Source organism: Pseudaminobacter soli (ex Zhang et al. 2022) (assembly GCF_014595955.1).
Taxonomy (GTDB): Bacteria; Pseudomonadota; Alphaproteobacteria; order Rhizobiales; family Rhizobiaceae; genus Kumtagia; species Kumtagia pseudosoli.
Window position 1 is genome coordinate 180,343 of record NZ_JABVCF010000002.1, and the last position, 16,166, is coordinate 196,508.

Annotated in this window: 15 protein-coding genes; 14 read left to right on the top strand and 1 reads right to left on the bottom strand. The window is 65.2% G+C overall.

Going from position 1 to position 16,166, the window contains the following annotated elements; translation table 11 throughout:
* The first annotated feature begins 224 nt into the window (after positions 1–224).
* The 14 genes from HUI96_RS04035 (at position 225) to HUI96_RS04100 (ending at position 15,351) form a co-directional block, all read left to right on the top strand.
* Positions 225–1,826, top strand: a complete 1,602-nt coding sequence (locus HUI96_RS04035; protein WP_188253366.1) for an FGGY-family carbohydrate kinase — start codon at positions 225–227, stop codon at positions 1,824–1,826.
* Positions 1,823–3,340: a glycerol-3-phosphate dehydrogenase gene (locus HUI96_RS04040; protein ID WP_188253367.1), complete on the top strand. Its 1,518-nt coding sequence runs from the start codon at positions 1,823–1,825 to the stop codon at positions 3,338–3,340. Before HUI96_RS04035 ends, HUI96_RS04040 begins: the two co-directional genes overlap by 4 nt.
* Before the next feature lie 66 nt (positions 3,341–3,406).
* Positions 3,407–4,339 carry a TIM barrel protein gene (locus tag HUI96_RS04045; protein WP_188253368.1) on the top strand — a complete coding sequence of 311 codons (933 nt, stop codon included), beginning with the start codon at positions 3,407–3,409 and terminating at the stop codon, positions 4,337–4,339.
* A gap of 34 nt (positions 4,340–4,373) precedes the next feature.
* Entirely contained in the window at positions 4,374–5,408 is a 1,035-nt protein-coding gene (locus tag HUI96_RS04050) for a sugar-binding transcriptional regulator (protein WP_188253369.1), read from the top strand.
* A 3-nt stretch (positions 5,409–5,411) separates the two neighbouring features.
* Positions 5,412–6,182 (top strand): triose-phosphate isomerase, encoded by a 771-nt coding sequence (locus tag HUI96_RS04055; protein WP_188253370.1) that lies wholly within the window; start codon positions 5,412–5,414, stop codon positions 6,180–6,182.
* 11 nt (positions 6,183–6,193) lie between these two features.
* A complete protein-coding gene (locus tag HUI96_RS04060; protein WP_188253371.1) occupies positions 6,194–6,649 on the top strand; it encodes an RpiB/LacA/LacB family sugar-phosphate isomerase in 456 nt (151 codons plus the stop codon).
* A 158-nt stretch (positions 6,650–6,807) separates the two neighbouring features.
* Positions 6,808–7,818, top strand: coding sequence for a dihydroxyacetone kinase subunit DhaK (locus HUI96_RS04065; protein ID WP_188253372.1), 1,011 nt, complete (start codon positions 6,808–6,810; stop codon positions 7,816–7,818).
* A 5-nt stretch (positions 7,819–7,823) separates the two neighbouring features.
* Positions 7,824–8,432, top strand: a complete 609-nt coding sequence (gene dhaL, locus HUI96_RS04070) for a dihydroxyacetone kinase subunit DhaL (RefSeq protein WP_188253373.1) — start codon at positions 7,824–7,826, stop codon at positions 8,430–8,432.
* A gap of 704 nt (positions 8,433–9,136) precedes the next feature.
* Complete coding sequence (locus HUI96_RS04075) at positions 9,137–9,964, top strand: phosphogluconate dehydrogenase C-terminal domain-containing protein (RefSeq protein WP_188253374.1); 828 nt, start codon at positions 9,137–9,139, stop codon at positions 9,962–9,964.
* A gap of 64 nt (positions 9,965–10,028) precedes the next feature.
* Positions 10,029–10,970: a D-ribose ABC transporter substrate-binding protein gene (locus HUI96_RS04080; protein WP_188253375.1), complete on the top strand. Its 942-nt coding sequence runs from the start codon at positions 10,029–10,031 to the stop codon at positions 10,968–10,970.
* Positions 10,971–11,060: 90 nt separating this feature from the next.
* Positions 11,061–11,711, top strand: a complete 651-nt coding sequence (locus HUI96_RS04085; protein ID WP_188253376.1) for a DUF2291 family protein — start codon at positions 11,061–11,063, stop codon at positions 11,709–11,711.
* Positions 11,708–13,261 carry a sugar ABC transporter ATP-binding protein gene (locus HUI96_RS04090; RefSeq protein ID WP_188253377.1) on the top strand — a complete coding sequence of 518 codons (1,554 nt, stop codon included), beginning with the start codon at positions 11,708–11,710 and terminating at the stop codon, positions 13,259–13,261. Before HUI96_RS04085 ends, HUI96_RS04090 begins: the two co-directional genes overlap by 4 nt.
* The gene (locus tag HUI96_RS04095) at positions 13,254–14,315 is read left to right on the top strand and encodes an ABC transporter permease (RefSeq protein ID WP_188253378.1); all 1,062 of its coding nucleotides are present in this window, start codon (positions 13,254–13,256) and stop codon (positions 14,313–14,315) included. The genes HUI96_RS04090 and HUI96_RS04095 overlap by 8 nt, the downstream gene beginning before the upstream one ends.
* A gap of 4 nt (positions 14,316–14,319) precedes the next feature.
* Positions 14,320–15,351 carry a Gfo/Idh/MocA family protein gene (locus tag HUI96_RS04100; protein ID WP_188253379.1) on the top strand — a complete coding sequence of 344 codons (1,032 nt, stop codon included), beginning with the start codon at positions 14,320–14,322 and terminating at the stop codon, positions 15,349–15,351.
* Positions 15,352–15,399: 48 nt separating this feature from the next.
* On the opposite strand, the gene HUI96_RS04105 is transcribed toward HUI96_RS04100, so the two are convergent.
* On the bottom strand, positions 15,400–16,116 hold the full coding sequence (locus HUI96_RS04105; protein ID WP_188253380.1) for a transcriptional regulator NanR: 717 nt from the start codon (positions 16,114–16,116) through the stop codon (positions 15,400–15,402).
* Positions 16,117–16,166 lie beyond the last annotated feature (50 nt).

Sequence of the window (16,166 nt, forward strand, 5' to 3'; positions counted from 1 at the left end):
CTGTGGGTTTCGCACCAGCGGGCGTTCCCACCAATGCGGCTCGGAGCCTAACTGAAAAAAATTGCTGTGTCTGCAAAAAAAATCAGTAGTGCCGGGAAGTTTATGTTATAAGCGGCAAGGCCGAGCGTTCGCTCCCGCGGGTGCACCGGCCCAGGTGCTCGGCAGCACCATCGCGGAGCCTCGGTTTGGATATCGGAGGAGGCCGATGATCGGCAGGAATTTGCATGGCCGGCAATGACATTCTGATCGGCATCGACGCAGGCACTTCCGTCATCAAGGCAGTTGCCTTCGATCTCGCGGGCCATCAGATTGCTTCGGCAGCCGTGCCCAACCGCTATCTCGCCGGCCCTGACGGTGCCGTTACGCAGTCTCTTCCGCAGACCTGGGCAGATTGCGTCAGCGCGCTGAGAGGCCTGGCCGAGAAGGTGGACGGCCTGGCCACGCGCACTGCGGCCATCGCCGTGACGGCCCAGGGCGATGGAACCTGGCTGGTTGGAAAGGCCAACGAGCCGGTCACGGACGCCTGGTTGTGGCTCGACGCGCGAGCCGCGAGCACGGTCGAGGCGCTTGCCGGAGGTCCGCTCGGCCGAGCCCGCTTCGAGGCCACCGGCACGGGGCTCAACACGTGCCAACAGGGCAGCCAGATGGCGCATATGGAGCGCCATCTGCCGGAGTTTCTGGATCGCGCCGAGGTGGCGCTGCACTGCAAGGACTGGCTTTATCTCAATCTCACCGGCGTGCGGGCGACGGATCCGTCCGAGGCGAGCTTCACCTTCGGCAATTTCCGCAACCGCCGGTACGACGACACCGTGATAGAGGCGCTCGGGTTGCGAAGGCGCAAGGGCCTGCTCCCGGAGATCATTGACGGAACGCTGGTCACGCACCCGCTGGCCGACGAGGCCGCAGCAGCGACGGGACTGCGCGCCGGAACGCCTGTCTCGCTCGGCTATGTGGACATGGTGATGACCGCGCTTGGCGCCGGTGTTGTCGGCGGGAGCGGTGATGCGGCCTGCTCAATCGTCGGCTCGACCGGCGTCCACATGCGCGCCAAACATGTCGACGAAGTGTACCTCAACGCGGAAGGCACGGGCTACGTGATCGCCCTTCCCATCCCGGGCGTGGTCACGCAGGTCCAGACCAACATGGCCACCACGCTCAACATCGACTGGGTGCTTGGCCTCGCCGCGGACATACTGCGTGACATGGGTGAGGAGGTGCAGCACCGCGACCTGGTCGGCCGCCTTGAGGGCTGGCTTGCGGCCAGCGCCCCCGGCCAACTGGTCTATCATCCCTACATCTCCGAGGCTGGCGAACGTGGGCCCTTCGTCAACGCCAACGCGCGCGCGGGATTCGTCGGCCTATCGGTCAATCATCGCTATGCCGACGTCGTGCGCGCCGTGGTCGAAGGGCTCGGCATGGCCATGCGCGACTGCTATGCGGCCATGGGCGATCTGCCTCCCGAAATCCGTCTGTCCGGCGGCGCCGCCCGCTCCAAGGGCCTGCGCGGCATCCTGTCTGCGGCAACGCATGCATCGGTAAGGGTGTCGTCGCGCGAGGAGGCCGGCGCGGCGGGAGCCGCCATGATGGCCGCCGTCGCCATCGGCGCCTATCCCGACATGCACGCCTGCATCGCTGAATGGGTCACCCCGCTCCTCAGTCCGTCCGAGGCGCCGGACCCAGCCCTGGTGCCCGTCTACGACCAGATTTTTCCTGCCTTCAGTGCTGCACGACAGGGTCTTTTACCCGCCTGGGACGCACTGGCCTCCACGCGCCGCGGCAGAGCCGTCGCCTCTGGCGAGGCATCCTCCCAAGGAGCCAAGGAATGAGCATCGAGTCCGGGATTATAGACCTCTTCGTGATCGGCGGCGGCATCAACGGCGCGGGCATTGCACGTGACGCGGCCGGCCGTGGTCTTTCGGTCGTGCTCTGCGAGAAGGACGACCTCGCGCAGGGTACCTCCTCGCGCTCGGGCAAGCTGGTGCATGGCGGTCTGCGCTACCTCGAATATTACGAGTTCCGCCTCGTGCGCGAGGCGCTGATCGAGCGCGAGGTGCTGATGAACGCCGCACCTCACATCATCTGGCCGATGCGCTTCGTACTGCCGCACAGCCCGCAGGACCGCCCAGCCTGGCTCGTGCGTCTCGGGCTGTTCCTCTACGACCATCTCGGCGGCCGCAAGAAGCTGCCGGGCACGCGCACGCTCGATCTCAAGCGCGACCCAGAGGGGGCGCCACTGCTCGACCAGTACACAAAAGGCTTCGAATATTCCGATTGCTGGGTCGACGATGCGCGCCTCGTTGTGCTGAACGCCGTCGAAGCCGCCGAGAAGGGAGCCGAGGTGCTGACCCGCACGGCCGCGACCTCGGCGCGCCGCGAGAACGGCGCCTGGACCATAACGACGAAGCATTCGGTGACGGGCGAGACCCGCACTTTTCGCGCGCGCTGCATCGTGAATGCGGCGGGACCGTGGGTGTCCGATGTGATCGGACGCGTCGCCGGCTCCAACTCGACGCGCAACGTCCGGCTGGTGAAGGGCAGCCATATCATCGTGCCGAAGTTCTGGCAGGGCGCGAACGCCTATCTCGTGCAGAACCATGACAAGCGCGTCATCTTCATCAATCCCTATGAGGGCGACAAGGCGCTGATCGGCACGACCGACATCGCTTATGAGGGCCGCGCCGAGGACGTGCAGGCGGATGAGGGCGAGATCGAATATCTGATCGCGGCCGTGAACCGCTACTTCAAGGAGAAGCTGCGGCGCGAGGACGTGCTGTATTCCTTCTCCGGCGTGCGTCCGCTGTTCGACGACGGCAAGGGCAATCCCTCGGCCGTGACGCGCGACTATGTCTTCGACCTCGACGAGACGGGCGGCGTGCCGCTCCTCAATGTCTTCGGCGGCAAGATCACCACCTTCCGCGAATTGGCGGAGCGCGGCATGCGCCGGCTCGACAAGGTTTTCCCGAAGATGGGCGGCGACTGGACGGAAAAGGCGCCTTTGCCGGGCGGCGAGATCCCGAACGCCGACTACGAGAACTTCTTCAACGCCATGCGCACGACGTATCCTTGGATGCCGCGCAAGCTCGTGCAGCACTACGGCCGGCTCTACGGCGCACGCACCAAGGATGTCGTGAAAGGCGCGGCCAGCCTTGACGGGCTCGGCCGCCATTTCGGTGGGCTCTTCTATGAAGCCGAGGCACGCTACCTCGTCGACAAGGAGTGGGCGCAGACGCCTGATGACATCCTCAAGCGCCGCACGAAGCATTACCTGTACCTGAGCGAGGCCGAGCAGGCCGCATTCGCGGCGTGGTTCGAAGCCCAGCGCTTCGCGCACGCCGCGTGAGAGCAGAGGCGGGAGGGCATACTCCCGCCCGTGGAATTTGGACCACCATAGATTTCGGATTTCGATGTGCCACTGACCCTCTCACTCAACACCAACCCGCTGGTGAACCGCTTCGCCGATCCGGACGATCTCATCGACACCGTCGCGCGCGACCTGCGCCTCCGCGACCTCCAACTCACGCATGAGTTCATCAATCCGAGCTGGTCGGCCCCCGTGATCCGCAGGCTGACCCGGCAGATGCAGGCTGCGCTGGCGCGGACCGGGGTCCGGGTGACGAGCGGAATGACCGGCCCGTACGGGCGCCTCAACCATTTCGGCCATCCCGATCGGGACGTGCGGCGCTACTACGTCGACTGGTTCAAGACTTTCGCCGACATCACCGCCGATCTCGGCGGCTTGTCGGTCGGCACGCAGTTCGCCATCTTCACCTACAAGGATTTCGACGATCCGGCGCGCCGCGAGGAGCTGATCCAGATCGCCATCGACTGCTGGGCCGAGGTCGCTGAGCACGCCAAGGCGGCGGGGCTAGAATACGTCTTCTGGGAGCCGATGAGCATCGGCCGCGAATTCGGCGAGACGATCGCCGAATGCATGAAGCTGCAGGACCGTCTCACTGCAGCCGACATGGCCGTGCCGATGTGGATGATGGCCGACATCGACCATGGCGACGTCACCAGCTCCAACCCGGACGACTATGATCCCTATGCCTGGGCGCGGGCGGTGCCGAAGGTCTCACCGATCGTCCACATCAAGCAGAGCCTGATGGACAAGGGCGGCCATCGTCCCTTCACGGCCGAATTCAACGCCAAGGGCCGCATACAGCCCGAGCCGCTGCTCAAGGCCTTCGCCGAAGGCGGGGCGGTGGACAACGAGATCTGCCTCGAGCTCAGCTTCAAGGAGCGCGAGCCGAACGACCGGCAGGTGATCCCGCAGATTGCAGAAAGCGTGGCTTTCTGGGCGCCTTACATCGACACGGGCGTGGAAAGCCTGAACATCTGAGGGTATGCCGGCTAGATCATCACAGGGCAGGCATATGGCACGACGAAGCACCGAAATCGACACCGAGCAGTCCCTCGCGCTCCGCGCCGCTTGGCTGCACTATGCCGGCGGGATGACGCAGGCGGTCGTGGCAAAACGCCTCGGCCTGCCCTCCGTGAAAGCCCATAGGCTGATCGCCAAGGCCGTGGCTGACGGCGCGGTCAAGGTGTCGATCGATGGCGAGATCGTCGAATGCGTGCTTCTGGAAGACCAGCTCTGCCATCGCTTCGGCCTTGATTTCTGTGAGGTCGCACCCGATCTCGGCGAGGAGGGGCTGCCGTTGCGGGCCCTGGGCCTCGCCGGCGCCGGCTTCCTCCGGCGCGAGATCGAGCGCGGCGAGCACGCCGTGATCGGCCTCGGCCATGGCCGGACGCTCGCCGCTGCCGTTCACGAGATGGCGCGGTTCGAGGCGGTCGGGGTTCGCTTCGTGTCGCTGCTGGGCGGGCTGACGCGGAACTATATGGTCAACCCGCATGACGTCATGCATCGGCTGGCCCAGAAGACCGGTGCGCAGGCCTTCGTAATGCCCGTTCCGTTCTTCGCGAACTCCGCGGAAGACCGCGAGGTGCTGCTTTCGCAGCGGGGCGTGAGCGAGGTGTTCGAGATGTCGAACAATGCAGGGCTGAAGATCGTTGGGATCGGCACAGCCGATTCCGGCGCCCAACTGGTGGCCAGCGGCATGATCGAACCGCAGGAGATCGCCGAGATCATGGCCGTCGGCGGGGTAGGGGAAATGCTCGGCCATTTCTTCGATGCGAGCGGCCGTGTGCTGGAAACGACACTGACGGCGCGCACGCTGGCGGTCGACCTCGACGGACCCGAGGAAAGCCGGATCGTTGCCATCGCAGGCGGCCCGGGCAAGGTGGAGGCGATCCGGGCTGTCCTGAAAAGCGGGCGGCTGAAGGGGCTGATCACGGACGAGCCAACGGCAAGGGCTCTTATCGGCATGGACGCGCCCGAGGCAGCGTTCGTACGCCACTCCAACGGCGGAAGATCGAAGGACCGCAAGACAGAGGCCGCAAGGGATTGACGCATGGTTGAACAGCCGCAAGTCTGGATCGGCACCAGCTGGAAGATGAACAAGACGCTGGCCGAGGCGCGCGCCTTCGCCGAGGGCCTCAAGGCTGCCGATGCGGCGCGCGACCCGCGCATCCAGCGTTTCGTCATCCCGCCGTTCACCGCGGTGCGCGAGGTCAAGGCGATGCTGCAGGACACCTCGGTCAAGGTTGGCGCCCAGAACATGCACTGGGCCGACGAGGGCGCCTGGACGGGCGAGATCTCTCCCGTGATGCTCAAGGACTGCAATCTCGACATCGTGGAACTCGGCCACTCCGAGCGCCGAGAACATTTCGGCGAGACGGATGAGACCGTCGGGCTCAAGACCGAGGCGGCCGTCCGCCACGGGCTGATCCCGCTGATCTGCATCGGCGAGACGCTAGCCGAACGCGAGGCCGGGCGTGCCCGGGAGGTGCTGGAGCGCCAGGTGCGCGGGGCGCTTGGCCGGCTCGCCGGTTCGCAGAAGGATGCGCCGATCCTGCTCGCCTACGAGCCCGTCTGGGCGATCGGCGTCAACGGCATCCCCGCCACCTCGGACTATGCGGATGCGCGGCAGGCCGAGATCATCGAGGTCGCTCAAGACGTTCTCGAACGGCGCATCCCATGCCTCTACGGTGGTTCGGTAAACCCGGACAACTGCGAGGAACTCATCAACTGCCCGCATGTGGACGGGCTGTTCATCGGGCGCTCCGCTTGGAAGGTCGAAGGCTATCTCGACATCCTCGCCAAGTGCTCGGCAAAACTCTGAAGGAGAAGACCATGAAACTCGCGATTGCTGGAGACAGTGCCGGCGAAGGCTTGGCCAAGGTGCTCGCCGACCACCTGAAGGAAAAGCATGAGGTCGCCGAGGTCTCGCGCACGGACGCCGGTCCGGATGCCTTCTACGCTAACCTGTCGGACCGTGTCGCCAACGAGGTGATGCAGGGCAAATATGACCGCGCCATCCTCGTCTGCGGCACCGGCATCGGCGTCTGCATCGCAGCCAACAAGGTGCCGGGCATCCGCGCCGCGCTGACGCACGACACCTATTCGGCCGAGCGCGCCGCGCTGTCGAACAACGCGCAGATCATCACCATGGGGTCGCGCGTGATCGGCTCGGAACTCGCCAAGTCGATTGCCGACGCCTTCCTCAAGGAGACTTTTGATCCGCACGGCCGCTCCGCCGGCAACGTCGCTGCCATCGACGAAGTGGATGCAAAGTACACTGCCCGCTGAATGAGGCGCCCGGGCGTGAACATGCGACTGCCCGGCCACCGCATAGCCTCCGGGGAGGCTTCTTGCTTCATAGCCGCCGAGGTTCCACGACACCGGAGCAGCTTGCCCGGCGACCGCCGGCCCTGTACTTGAATAGGGCCGGTCGTGGGGAGGAGCGGATGAGCCTTACGCAGAAACTCATCAATGACGGCAACGCAGCCGTGGACGAGATGCTCGCCGGCGTGATCGCCGCGCACCCCGAACATCTCTGGCGGCCGGACAACGCGCCGCGCGCTGTCATTGCGAAGCACGGGCCACGGCCCGGCAAGGTCACGCTGGTGGTCGGGGGCGGCTCCGGGCACGAGCCCACTTTCCTCGGCTATGTCGGCAAGGGGCTCGCCGATGCCGCGGCCATCGGCAACGTCTTCGCCTCTCCACCGCCGCAGCCCGCCGTCGACGCGGCCCTGGCCGCCAATGGCGGCGCCGGCGTGCTGTTCCTGTACGGCAACTACGCCGGCGACGTCATGAACTTCGACATGGCCGCCGAACTCCTGGAGATGGAGGGCGTGGAGGCTCGCACCGTGCTGACCACGGACGACATAGCGTCGGCTCCGCGCGACCAGCGCGGCAAGCGCCGCGGCGTTGCCGGCAATGTCTTCATCTTCAAGGCGGCAGGCGCGGCGGCGGACATGATGCTGCCGCTCGACGAGGTCGAGCGCATCGCCCGCCATGCCAATGCCCGCACCTTCACCATGGGCGTCGCACTCTCCTCCTGCTCTTTGCCGCAAACCCGGCGGCCGAGCTTCGACCTGCCGGCCGGCGAGATGGAGATCGGCATGGGCATCCACGGCGAGCCCGGCGTCCGGCGCGGCCCCCTGCGCACCGCCAACGAGGTGGCCGACGAGATCATGGACGCCATCCTTGCCGAGATGGACGCTCCGCGCGGCGCGCGCGTGGCGGTTCTCGTCAACTCGCTGGGCGCCACGCCGCTGATGGAACTCTACATCCTCAACGCGCGCGTCGCCGAACGCCTGGCCGCAGCGGGACTTACGGTGCACAAGACGCTGGTCGGCCCCTACTGCACATCGCTCGACATGGCCGGGGCCTCGATTACGATCATGCACCTCGATGACGAGTTGCAGAGGATGATCGATCACCCTTGCGACTGCGCGATGTTCCGGCAGGGCTGATGATCATGGAGTTTACAGCCGAAGACGCGAAAGGTCTGTTCGCCGCCTTCGCCGCGCGGATGCAGGCGGAGAGGGACGCGCTTTGTGCCCTCGACGGGGTGATCGGCGACGCCGACCACGGCATCGCGATGGAGCAGGGCATGAATGCCGCAGCGGAAGCTGCGAAGACAGTCGAGGCGGGCACGCTCCAGGACGTGTTCAACGCGGCTGCCAAGGCTTTCCTCAATGCGGTGGGCGCATCTTCGGGACCGCTCTACGCCACCGCCTTCCTGCGGGCAGGCAAGGCGGCAGGCGCTCGCCCATCGATGACGGCAGGGGAATTGCGGACTGTCATCGTGGCCATGCGGGACGGCATCGTGCAGCGCGGCAAGGCAGAGCCGGGTCAGAAGACCATGCTCGATGCCTGGGCGCCCGCGGCGCAAGCCGCCGAGGCGGGTGCCGATGCGGAGGCGATCGCTGCCGCGGCCCGAGATGGAGCCGAAGCGACGCGCCAGATGGTCGCCACGCTCGGCCGTGCAGCGCGTCTCGGCGACAGGTCGCTCGGCCATCCCGATCCGGGCGCTGTTTCTGCCTCGATGCTGGTCGAGGAAATCTGCCGCGCAATGCGGGGCTGAGCCTGGCGCTGTAGAGGTTCCGCAGGCGCAACCAAAATCCCGTCCTTCGACAGGCTCATGGTTCGACAGGCTCACCATGAGGGATTTCGCGCGCCGGAGCCTCCAAGCATGGACACTCAGTGATCGAACTGAACGAGGTGCGCGACGCTTCAGTAGCCTCGTGGTGAGCCTGTCGAACCATGGGCGCTTGGCACCTGTTACGCCTTCACCGGTTTACCCCAAGCGCAAATGCCGTTTGCCAATCCTCCATCTTGATCGCTGCTTCCGATTGCTGGTCACGTCCTGATTGGTGCCGTCCTTATCGTATGGTGAATCCGTCGAACCATGAGGTTGTGGGCGAATAGGTAAGAGCAATTGGTGCCAAGCGCCCGTGGTTCGACAGGCTCACCATGAGGGCTACTGAAGCGCTGCGCCCCACTTATCCCTCCGCCGGCTCAACTCCAGGCGGCGACGCTCCCGGACTTGGCGTCTGCGAAACCCAAATCCCTCATGGTGAACTTGTCGAACCATGAGCCTGTCGAAGGACGGGATTTGGGTTTTTACCCCCCCCGTGCGCCTTTCTGTGCGGCCAGCTCTGCTGAGATGCACAGCCAACGCCTCACCAAGAGGGGCTAATGGAGCGCGCCCCCGAGGCCGAATGCCACTTGCGCAACGTTGGTCAACTCATTATACCACCTGACAAGATAACAGGTGCCGGAGAGATCATGTCGACGATCGCGCTGTTCGGGGCGGGCGGAAAGATGGGGTACCGCCTCGCGGCCAATCTCCGGAACTCGCCCTCTACTGTGAGGCATGTCGAGGTTGGCGAGGCCGGCCGCGCGCGGCTGAAGGAAAGTTTTGGCATCGACACCGTCGCTCCTGCCGAGGCGCTTGATGGTGCGGACGTGGTGGTTCTCGCCGTTCCTGACACGCACATCGGCAAGGTCGCCGCCGGCATCGAGAAGGGCCTGAAGCCCGGCACGATGGTGATCGTCCTCGACGCCGCCGCTCCGGCGGCCGGCCATCTGCCGGACCGTCCGGACCTCACCTATTTCATCACGCATCCTTGCCATCCGCCGCTCTTCAACGACGAGACGGACATGGCGGCGAAGAAGGACTATTTTGGCGGCATCAAGGCCAAGCAGCATATCGTCAGCGCCCTGATGCAAGGTCCGGAGGAGGATTTTGCCAAGGGCGAGGCTATCGCCAGGACGATCTGGGCGCCGGTCATGCGCTCCCACCGCGTCACCGTCGAGCAACTCGCGATGCTGGAGCCGGCGCTTGCCGAGACCATGTGCGCCTCGCTGCTGGAGGTCATGCGCGAGGGCGTCGACGAGGTGGTGCGCCGCGGCGTCGACCGTCAGGCCGCCATGGACTTCCTGCTCGGCCACATCAACGTCCTGGCTTCCGTGATCTTCGAGGAGCGCGAGGGCGCCTTCTCCGACGCCTGCAACAAGGCGATCGAGTTCGGCAAGCCGGCGCTCATGCGCGATGACTGGAAGCGCATCTTCGAACCTGAGGAGATTGCCGCGAGCATCCGGCGGATCACCTGAGGCAGCTTACCAAATCTGAGGCAGGCCGGCGCTTTGGGCGGGGCCGATTATCTGGGAGGAGATAATGAAACTTACACGCAGACTGACCATGGCGGCGTTCGCCGCGGCATTGGCAATGGGTACGGCGCTGCCGGCCTATGCCGCCGATTTGATCGCCATCATCACCCCGTCGCACGACAATCCCTTCTTCAAGGCCGAGGCCGTAGGCGCCGAACAGAAGGCGAAGGCGCTCGGCTACGAGGCGCTGGTGCTAGTGCATGACGACGACGCCAACAAGCAGTCGCAGCTGATCGACACCGCGATAGGGCGCGGCGCCAAGGCGATCATCCTCGACAATGCCGGCGCCGATGCGACCGTCGCCGCCGTGCAGAAGGCCAAGGACGCGGGCATCCCCTCCTTCCTCATCGATCGCGAGATCAATGCGGCGGGCGTCGCCGCCGCGCAGATCGTGTCCAACAACTACCAGGGTGCGCAGCTCGGGGCCGAGGAATTCGTCAAGCTGATGGGCGAGAAGGGCAACTATGTCGAACTCGTCGGCAAGGAGAGCGACACCAACGCCGGCATCCGCTCGAAGGGCTATCACGACGTCATCGACGAATATCCGGACCTGAAGATGGTCGCCCAGCAGTCGGCGAACTGGAGCCAAACGGAAGCCTTCTCCAAGATGGAGTCGATCCTCCAGGCCAACCCCGACATCAAGGGCGTGATCTCCGGCAACGACACGATGGCGATGGGCGCGTGGGCCGCGCTCGAGGCCGCGGGCCGCAAGGACGTCATTGTCGTCGGCTTCGACGGCTCCAACGACGTGCGCGACTCCATCAAGGCCGGCGGCATCAAGGCGACCGTCCTGCAGCCGGCCTTCGCGCAGGCGCAGATGGCCGTCGAGCAGGCCGATGCCTGGATCAAGACCGGCAAGGGTCCGGCGGAAGAGAAGCAGCTGATGGACTGCGTGCTCATCAACGCCGGCAATGCCGACAAGCTCGAGACCTTCGCGCTGAAGCAGTAGGCCCCAACGGGCGCCTGGATTAATCTCCCAAGCGGCGAGGGACGCGACCAAAGCGTCCCTCGCGACCGATTGCGCAGGCGAGAGCACCTGATGACGAAAAGCCGAAAATGGCCGATCATCGCAGTCCTCGCGATTGCGTTGGGCGGCTGCAAGATCCTGCCTACGCCCGCGGAAGGCGATACTGCCGCGGCCGGCGGCAAATTCGATCCCGATGCCATGGTCGCGAAGATCTGGGACGCCAAGGTGATCCCCTATCTCGAACAGAAGGCCGGGCCGTTCGCGGAGGTGGATGCGCTTGCCCGCAGCGACGCCAAGGCGGCGGGCGAGAAGTACGGCAATCCCAACAAGCAGGCGAACTCGCCCTGGACCTACGCAGTTCGCGTGGACGGCAAGATCGTTGCCGCCAACACCAAATCCCGCGCGGCCTCGATCGACGTCGACGTCGATGTGGATGGCGACGGCAAGGCCGACCTGCGCGCCGAGATCGGGCCGGCCATGCGCGGAACGGCGCTGCGTGATGTGCTCGACTTCGTCAACTTCAATGAATTCATAAATCAGATCGACTTCGCCCAATACGGCAAGGCCTTCAACACCTATGCCGACAAGACCGTCCTCTCCAAGCTCCCGCGCGAGAACCTCGAGGGGCACAATGTGAGGCTGCTCGGCGCCTATGTGCCGGCAAACGGCAGTGATCTGCCGCTGCTGACGCCTGCCAAGGCCGAGATCGGACCTTCGCCATGAGCCCGGTGCTGAGCGACGTCGTCCTCAGTCTCGAGGACGTCTCCAAGGTCTATTCGGGCACGGTGGCGGTGAAGCACGCGACGTTCGATGTGCGGCGCGGCGCCGTCAACGTGCTGGTGGGCGAGAACGGCGCCGGCAAGTCCACAATGATGCGGATGTGCGCCGGCGTCGAGAAGCCGACCAGCGGGCGCATCCTGCTCGACGGCGAGGAGGTGACCTTCAACTCCTCCGGCGATGCGGTGGCGCGCGGCATCGGCATGGTGTTCCAGGAATTGAACCTCTTCGGCAACATGACCGTCGCCGAGAACATCTTTGCCACGCGCGAGATCACCAACGCGCTCGGCCATATCGACCACAAGGAGCAGGAGCGGCGCGCCGGCGAATTCCTCGACCGGCTGCAGGCCGGGATCAAGCCGACGACGATGGTCGAGGACCTGACGATCGGCCAGCAGCAGCTGGTCGAGATCGCCAAGGCCGTGTCGCTCGACGCCCGCGTGCTGATCATGGACGAGCCGACATCGGCGCTGTCGGCGGCCGAGGTGGAGATCCTGTTCAAGGTGATCGCCGACCTAAAGGCCCGCGGCGTGGCGATCGTCTACATCTCGCACCGGCTGGAGGAGCTCATCCGCATCGGCGACTACATCACCGTGCTTCGCGACGGCCGCATCACCGGCCAGGAGGAGATGAGGAACGTCGACACCCAGTGGATCGTGCGCCAGATGATCGGCTCCGACGCAAAGGATTTTGCCAAGCCGGACGGCCACGAGCCGGGTGGGGAGGTGTTCCGCGCCGAGGAGATCAGTTTGCCGCGGGCAACGGGCGGGCTCGCCGTCGACCATGTGTCGCTCTCGCTCAGGGCAGGCGAGATCCTCGGCATCTACGGGCTGATGGGCGCCGGCCGCAGCGAACTCTTCGACTGCATCATGGGGAGGCACGGCCACGCCACCGGCCGGATCTACATCGAGGGCAGGGAAGTCCGCGAGCGCGATCCGGCGGGGCGGATCCGGCGCGGGCTCGCGCTCATTCCCGAGGATCGCCAGCGCGAAGGCCTGGTCACCATCCTGTCCGTCGCCTCGAACCTCACATTGGCGAGCCTGCAGAAATTCGCGAAGCTCTTCCACATCAGGGGCTCGCTCGAGCGCGGCGCCGTGCGCGAGATGGTGAAGGACCTTTCGATCAAGGTCGCCGACCCCGACAACGAGGTGTCGTCGCTCTCCGGCGGCAACCAGCAGAAGGTGGTCATCGGGAAGGCGCTGCTTACCGGCCCGAAAGTCCTGCTGATGGACGAACCCAGCCGCGGCATCGACGTGGGCGCCAAGGCGGACGTGTTCCGCACCATGCGCAGGCTTTCGCGGGAGGGGATAGGCATCCTCTTCGCCACGTCCGACCTCGATGAGGTCATGGCGCTGTCGGACCGCATAGCCGTGATGAGCAATGGGAAGCTGACCGGACTGTTCGAGCGGGCCGAGGCGACGGAAGCGGCGATCGTCGCCGCGTCGGCCCTGGGGCACGGTCCGGCCAAGGGAACTGGGAGGTCCGCACATGTCTGATGCCACCGTGCAGATGGGGGTGGCGCCCTCGAGCAGCTCCGTGCTTCTGACCCTGATGAAGGCGCGGACCTTCATCGCGCTAATCGCCGTCCTCGTCTTCTTCTCCCTTGCAGTGCCGAGTTTCCTCTCCACGGCGAACCTGATCCTCATGTCGAAGCACGTCGCGCTCAACGCCTTCCTGGCGATGGGCATGACCTTTGTCATCATCACTGGCGGCATCGACCTGTCGGTCGGGTCGATCGTCGGGCTATGCGCCATGGTGGCGGGATACCTGGTCCTCAACGGCATCGACCTGCAGATCGGCTACACCGTCTATTTCAACGTGCCCGAGATCATCCTGATCACACTGCTGGTCGGCATCCTCATTGGGGCGATCAACGGACTGTTGATCACCCGGCTCAACGTCGCGCCGTTCATAGCAACGTTGGGAACGCTCTATGTGGCGCGCGGCGCTGCGCTGCTCTCATCGGACGGCCGCACCTTCCCGAACCTCGTCGGCAATCCCGATCTCGGCAATACGGGCTTCGGCCATCTCGGCGCCGGTCGCATTCTCGGCCTTCCGGTCTCGGTGTGGCTGCTCATCGTCGTGGCGCTGGGGGCGGCCTACCTCTCCAAGTACACGACGCTCGGCCGCCACATCTATGCGGTCGGCGGCAACGAGCGGGCCGCACGGATATCGGGCGTGCGCGTGAACCTGGTGAAGATGTTCGTCTACATGTTCTCCGGCTTCTGCGCGGCGATCGTCGGGCTGATCATCTCCTCGGAACTGATGGCGTCGCACCCGGCGACGGGCGAGACTTTCGAGCTGAATGCGATCGCAGCCGCGGTGCTCGGCGGAACCTCGATGTCGGGCGGGCGCGGCGCGATCGGCGGCACCATCGTCGGCGCATTCGTCATCGGCATCCTGTCGGACGGCCTGGTCATGATGGGCGTGAGCTCGTTCTGGCAGATGGTCATCAAGGGGCTGGTCATCATCGTCGCGGTGGTGGTGGACCAGGCGCAGCGGAAGCTGCAGCAGAGGGTCACGCTGATGCAGATGGCAAAGGCCGGGTGAGAGTATGGCAGATATGAAGGCAGGGCTGATCGGCTGCGGCTTCTTCGCCGTTAACCAGATGCACGCCTGGCAGGACGTGGACGGTGCGTCGGTCGTCGCCATCTGCGATCGCGATCCCGAACGGCTGCGGATCGTCGGCGACCAGTTCGGGATCGAGCGCCGCTACGCCGATGCGGGCGAGATGCTGGCTTCCGAGAAGCTCGACTTCGTGGACGTGGCGACGACGGTCGGCAGCCATAGGGCGCTGGTCGAGCTAGCCGCCGCGCACAAGCTGCCGGTGATCTGCCAAAAACCGTTCGCGCCGACTCTCGAGGATGCAAAGGCCATGGTGGAGGCGTGCAAGGCGGCGGGCGTGCCCCTCATGATCCATGAGAATTTCCGCTGGCAGTCGCCGATCCAGGCGGTGAAGGCGGCGATCGATACCGGCGCGATCGGCACGCCGTTCTTCGGGCGTATCTCGTTCCGGTCGGCCTATGACGTGTTCTCCGGCCAGCCCTATCTCGCCAAGGGCAAGCGCTTCATCATCGAGGATCTCGGCATCCACATCCTCGACATCGCCCGCTTCCTGCTGGGCGACGTGACGACGCTCACCGCCCGCACGCGGCGCGTCAATCCGGCGATCGCCGGCGAGGACGTGGCGACTATGCTTCTAGACCATCAATCCGGAGCGACCTCCGTCGTTGACTGCAGCTATGCGACGAAGCTCGCTGTCGAGCCGTTCCCGGAGACGCTTGTGGAGATCGACGGCGACAAGGGCACGATCCGCCTGGACCAGGGCTTTCAGCTTACCGTCACCGGGGAGGCGGGCTCAAGCACGACCGATGTTTCGCCTCCGCTGCTTCCCTGGGCTTCGCGACCCTGGCACAACATCCAGGAGAGCGTCCTGACGATCCAGCAGCACTGGGTCGACTGCCTGCGCAGCGGCCGCGACCCGGACACCTCGGGCGCCGACAACCTGAAGACTTTTGCGCTGGTCGAGGCGGCCTATCTTGGGGCAGCGAGCGGACAGCCGGTCGCCGTCGCCGATCTCCTTTGACGATGTGAGACTTTCCTTCGACGCACGCCGTCGCGAGCGCTCATAGCGTCAGGGTTGGGGTGCAGCGATGGAATAGAGCGCGCGCGACCGCTCGAGGTGCCTGATCATCGCCTGCTCGGCGCCCTCGGGATCGTGCGCGGCGATGCGCTCGATGATCTCTTCGTGCTCGGTCAGCGTGAACTTCTCCTTGCCGGTCCAGATCAGCATGTCGGTATGATACTCTTTCAGCCAGCCGAGCATCGCCTCGCTGACCGCGACATAGATCGGGTTGCCTGAGATCGTGGCAATTTGCGAGTGGAACCGCATGTCGGCTGCAATGAAGGCCTCGGCATTGCCGAGGTGACTGCGTTGCTCGTCGAGCGTCGCCCGCAGCTGCGCGACGTCATCCTCGGTAGCCTTCGCCGCCGCGTCCCGCACCATGCCGCGCTCGAAGAAGATGCGTGCGCTCTTCAGGTGCTCCAGCGAATCCGCCGAGGAGGAAAGCATGATCTTGGCGGCCACGTCGACCTGCCGGAAGATCGACTGCGCCGTAAGCTGAAGCACCTTGGCTCGCTCGCCGTGCGAGATCGCCACGAGCCCCATATTGGCCAGCGCCTGCATGGCCTCGCGGATCGCCGGCCGGCCGACGCCGAAGCGTTCCATCAGTTCGCGCTCGGAAGGCATCTCGTCGCCGGGCTGGAGTTCGCCGCTGACGATCAGGCGCTTGAGGCGGAGGAAGACTTCGTCGGAAAGCTTGCGTCTTACGATCGGTTCCGAAACGTTCATGGCTTGAGACGCCTTGATGGTGAATCGCTGTTGCTCGAACGCCTAGCACA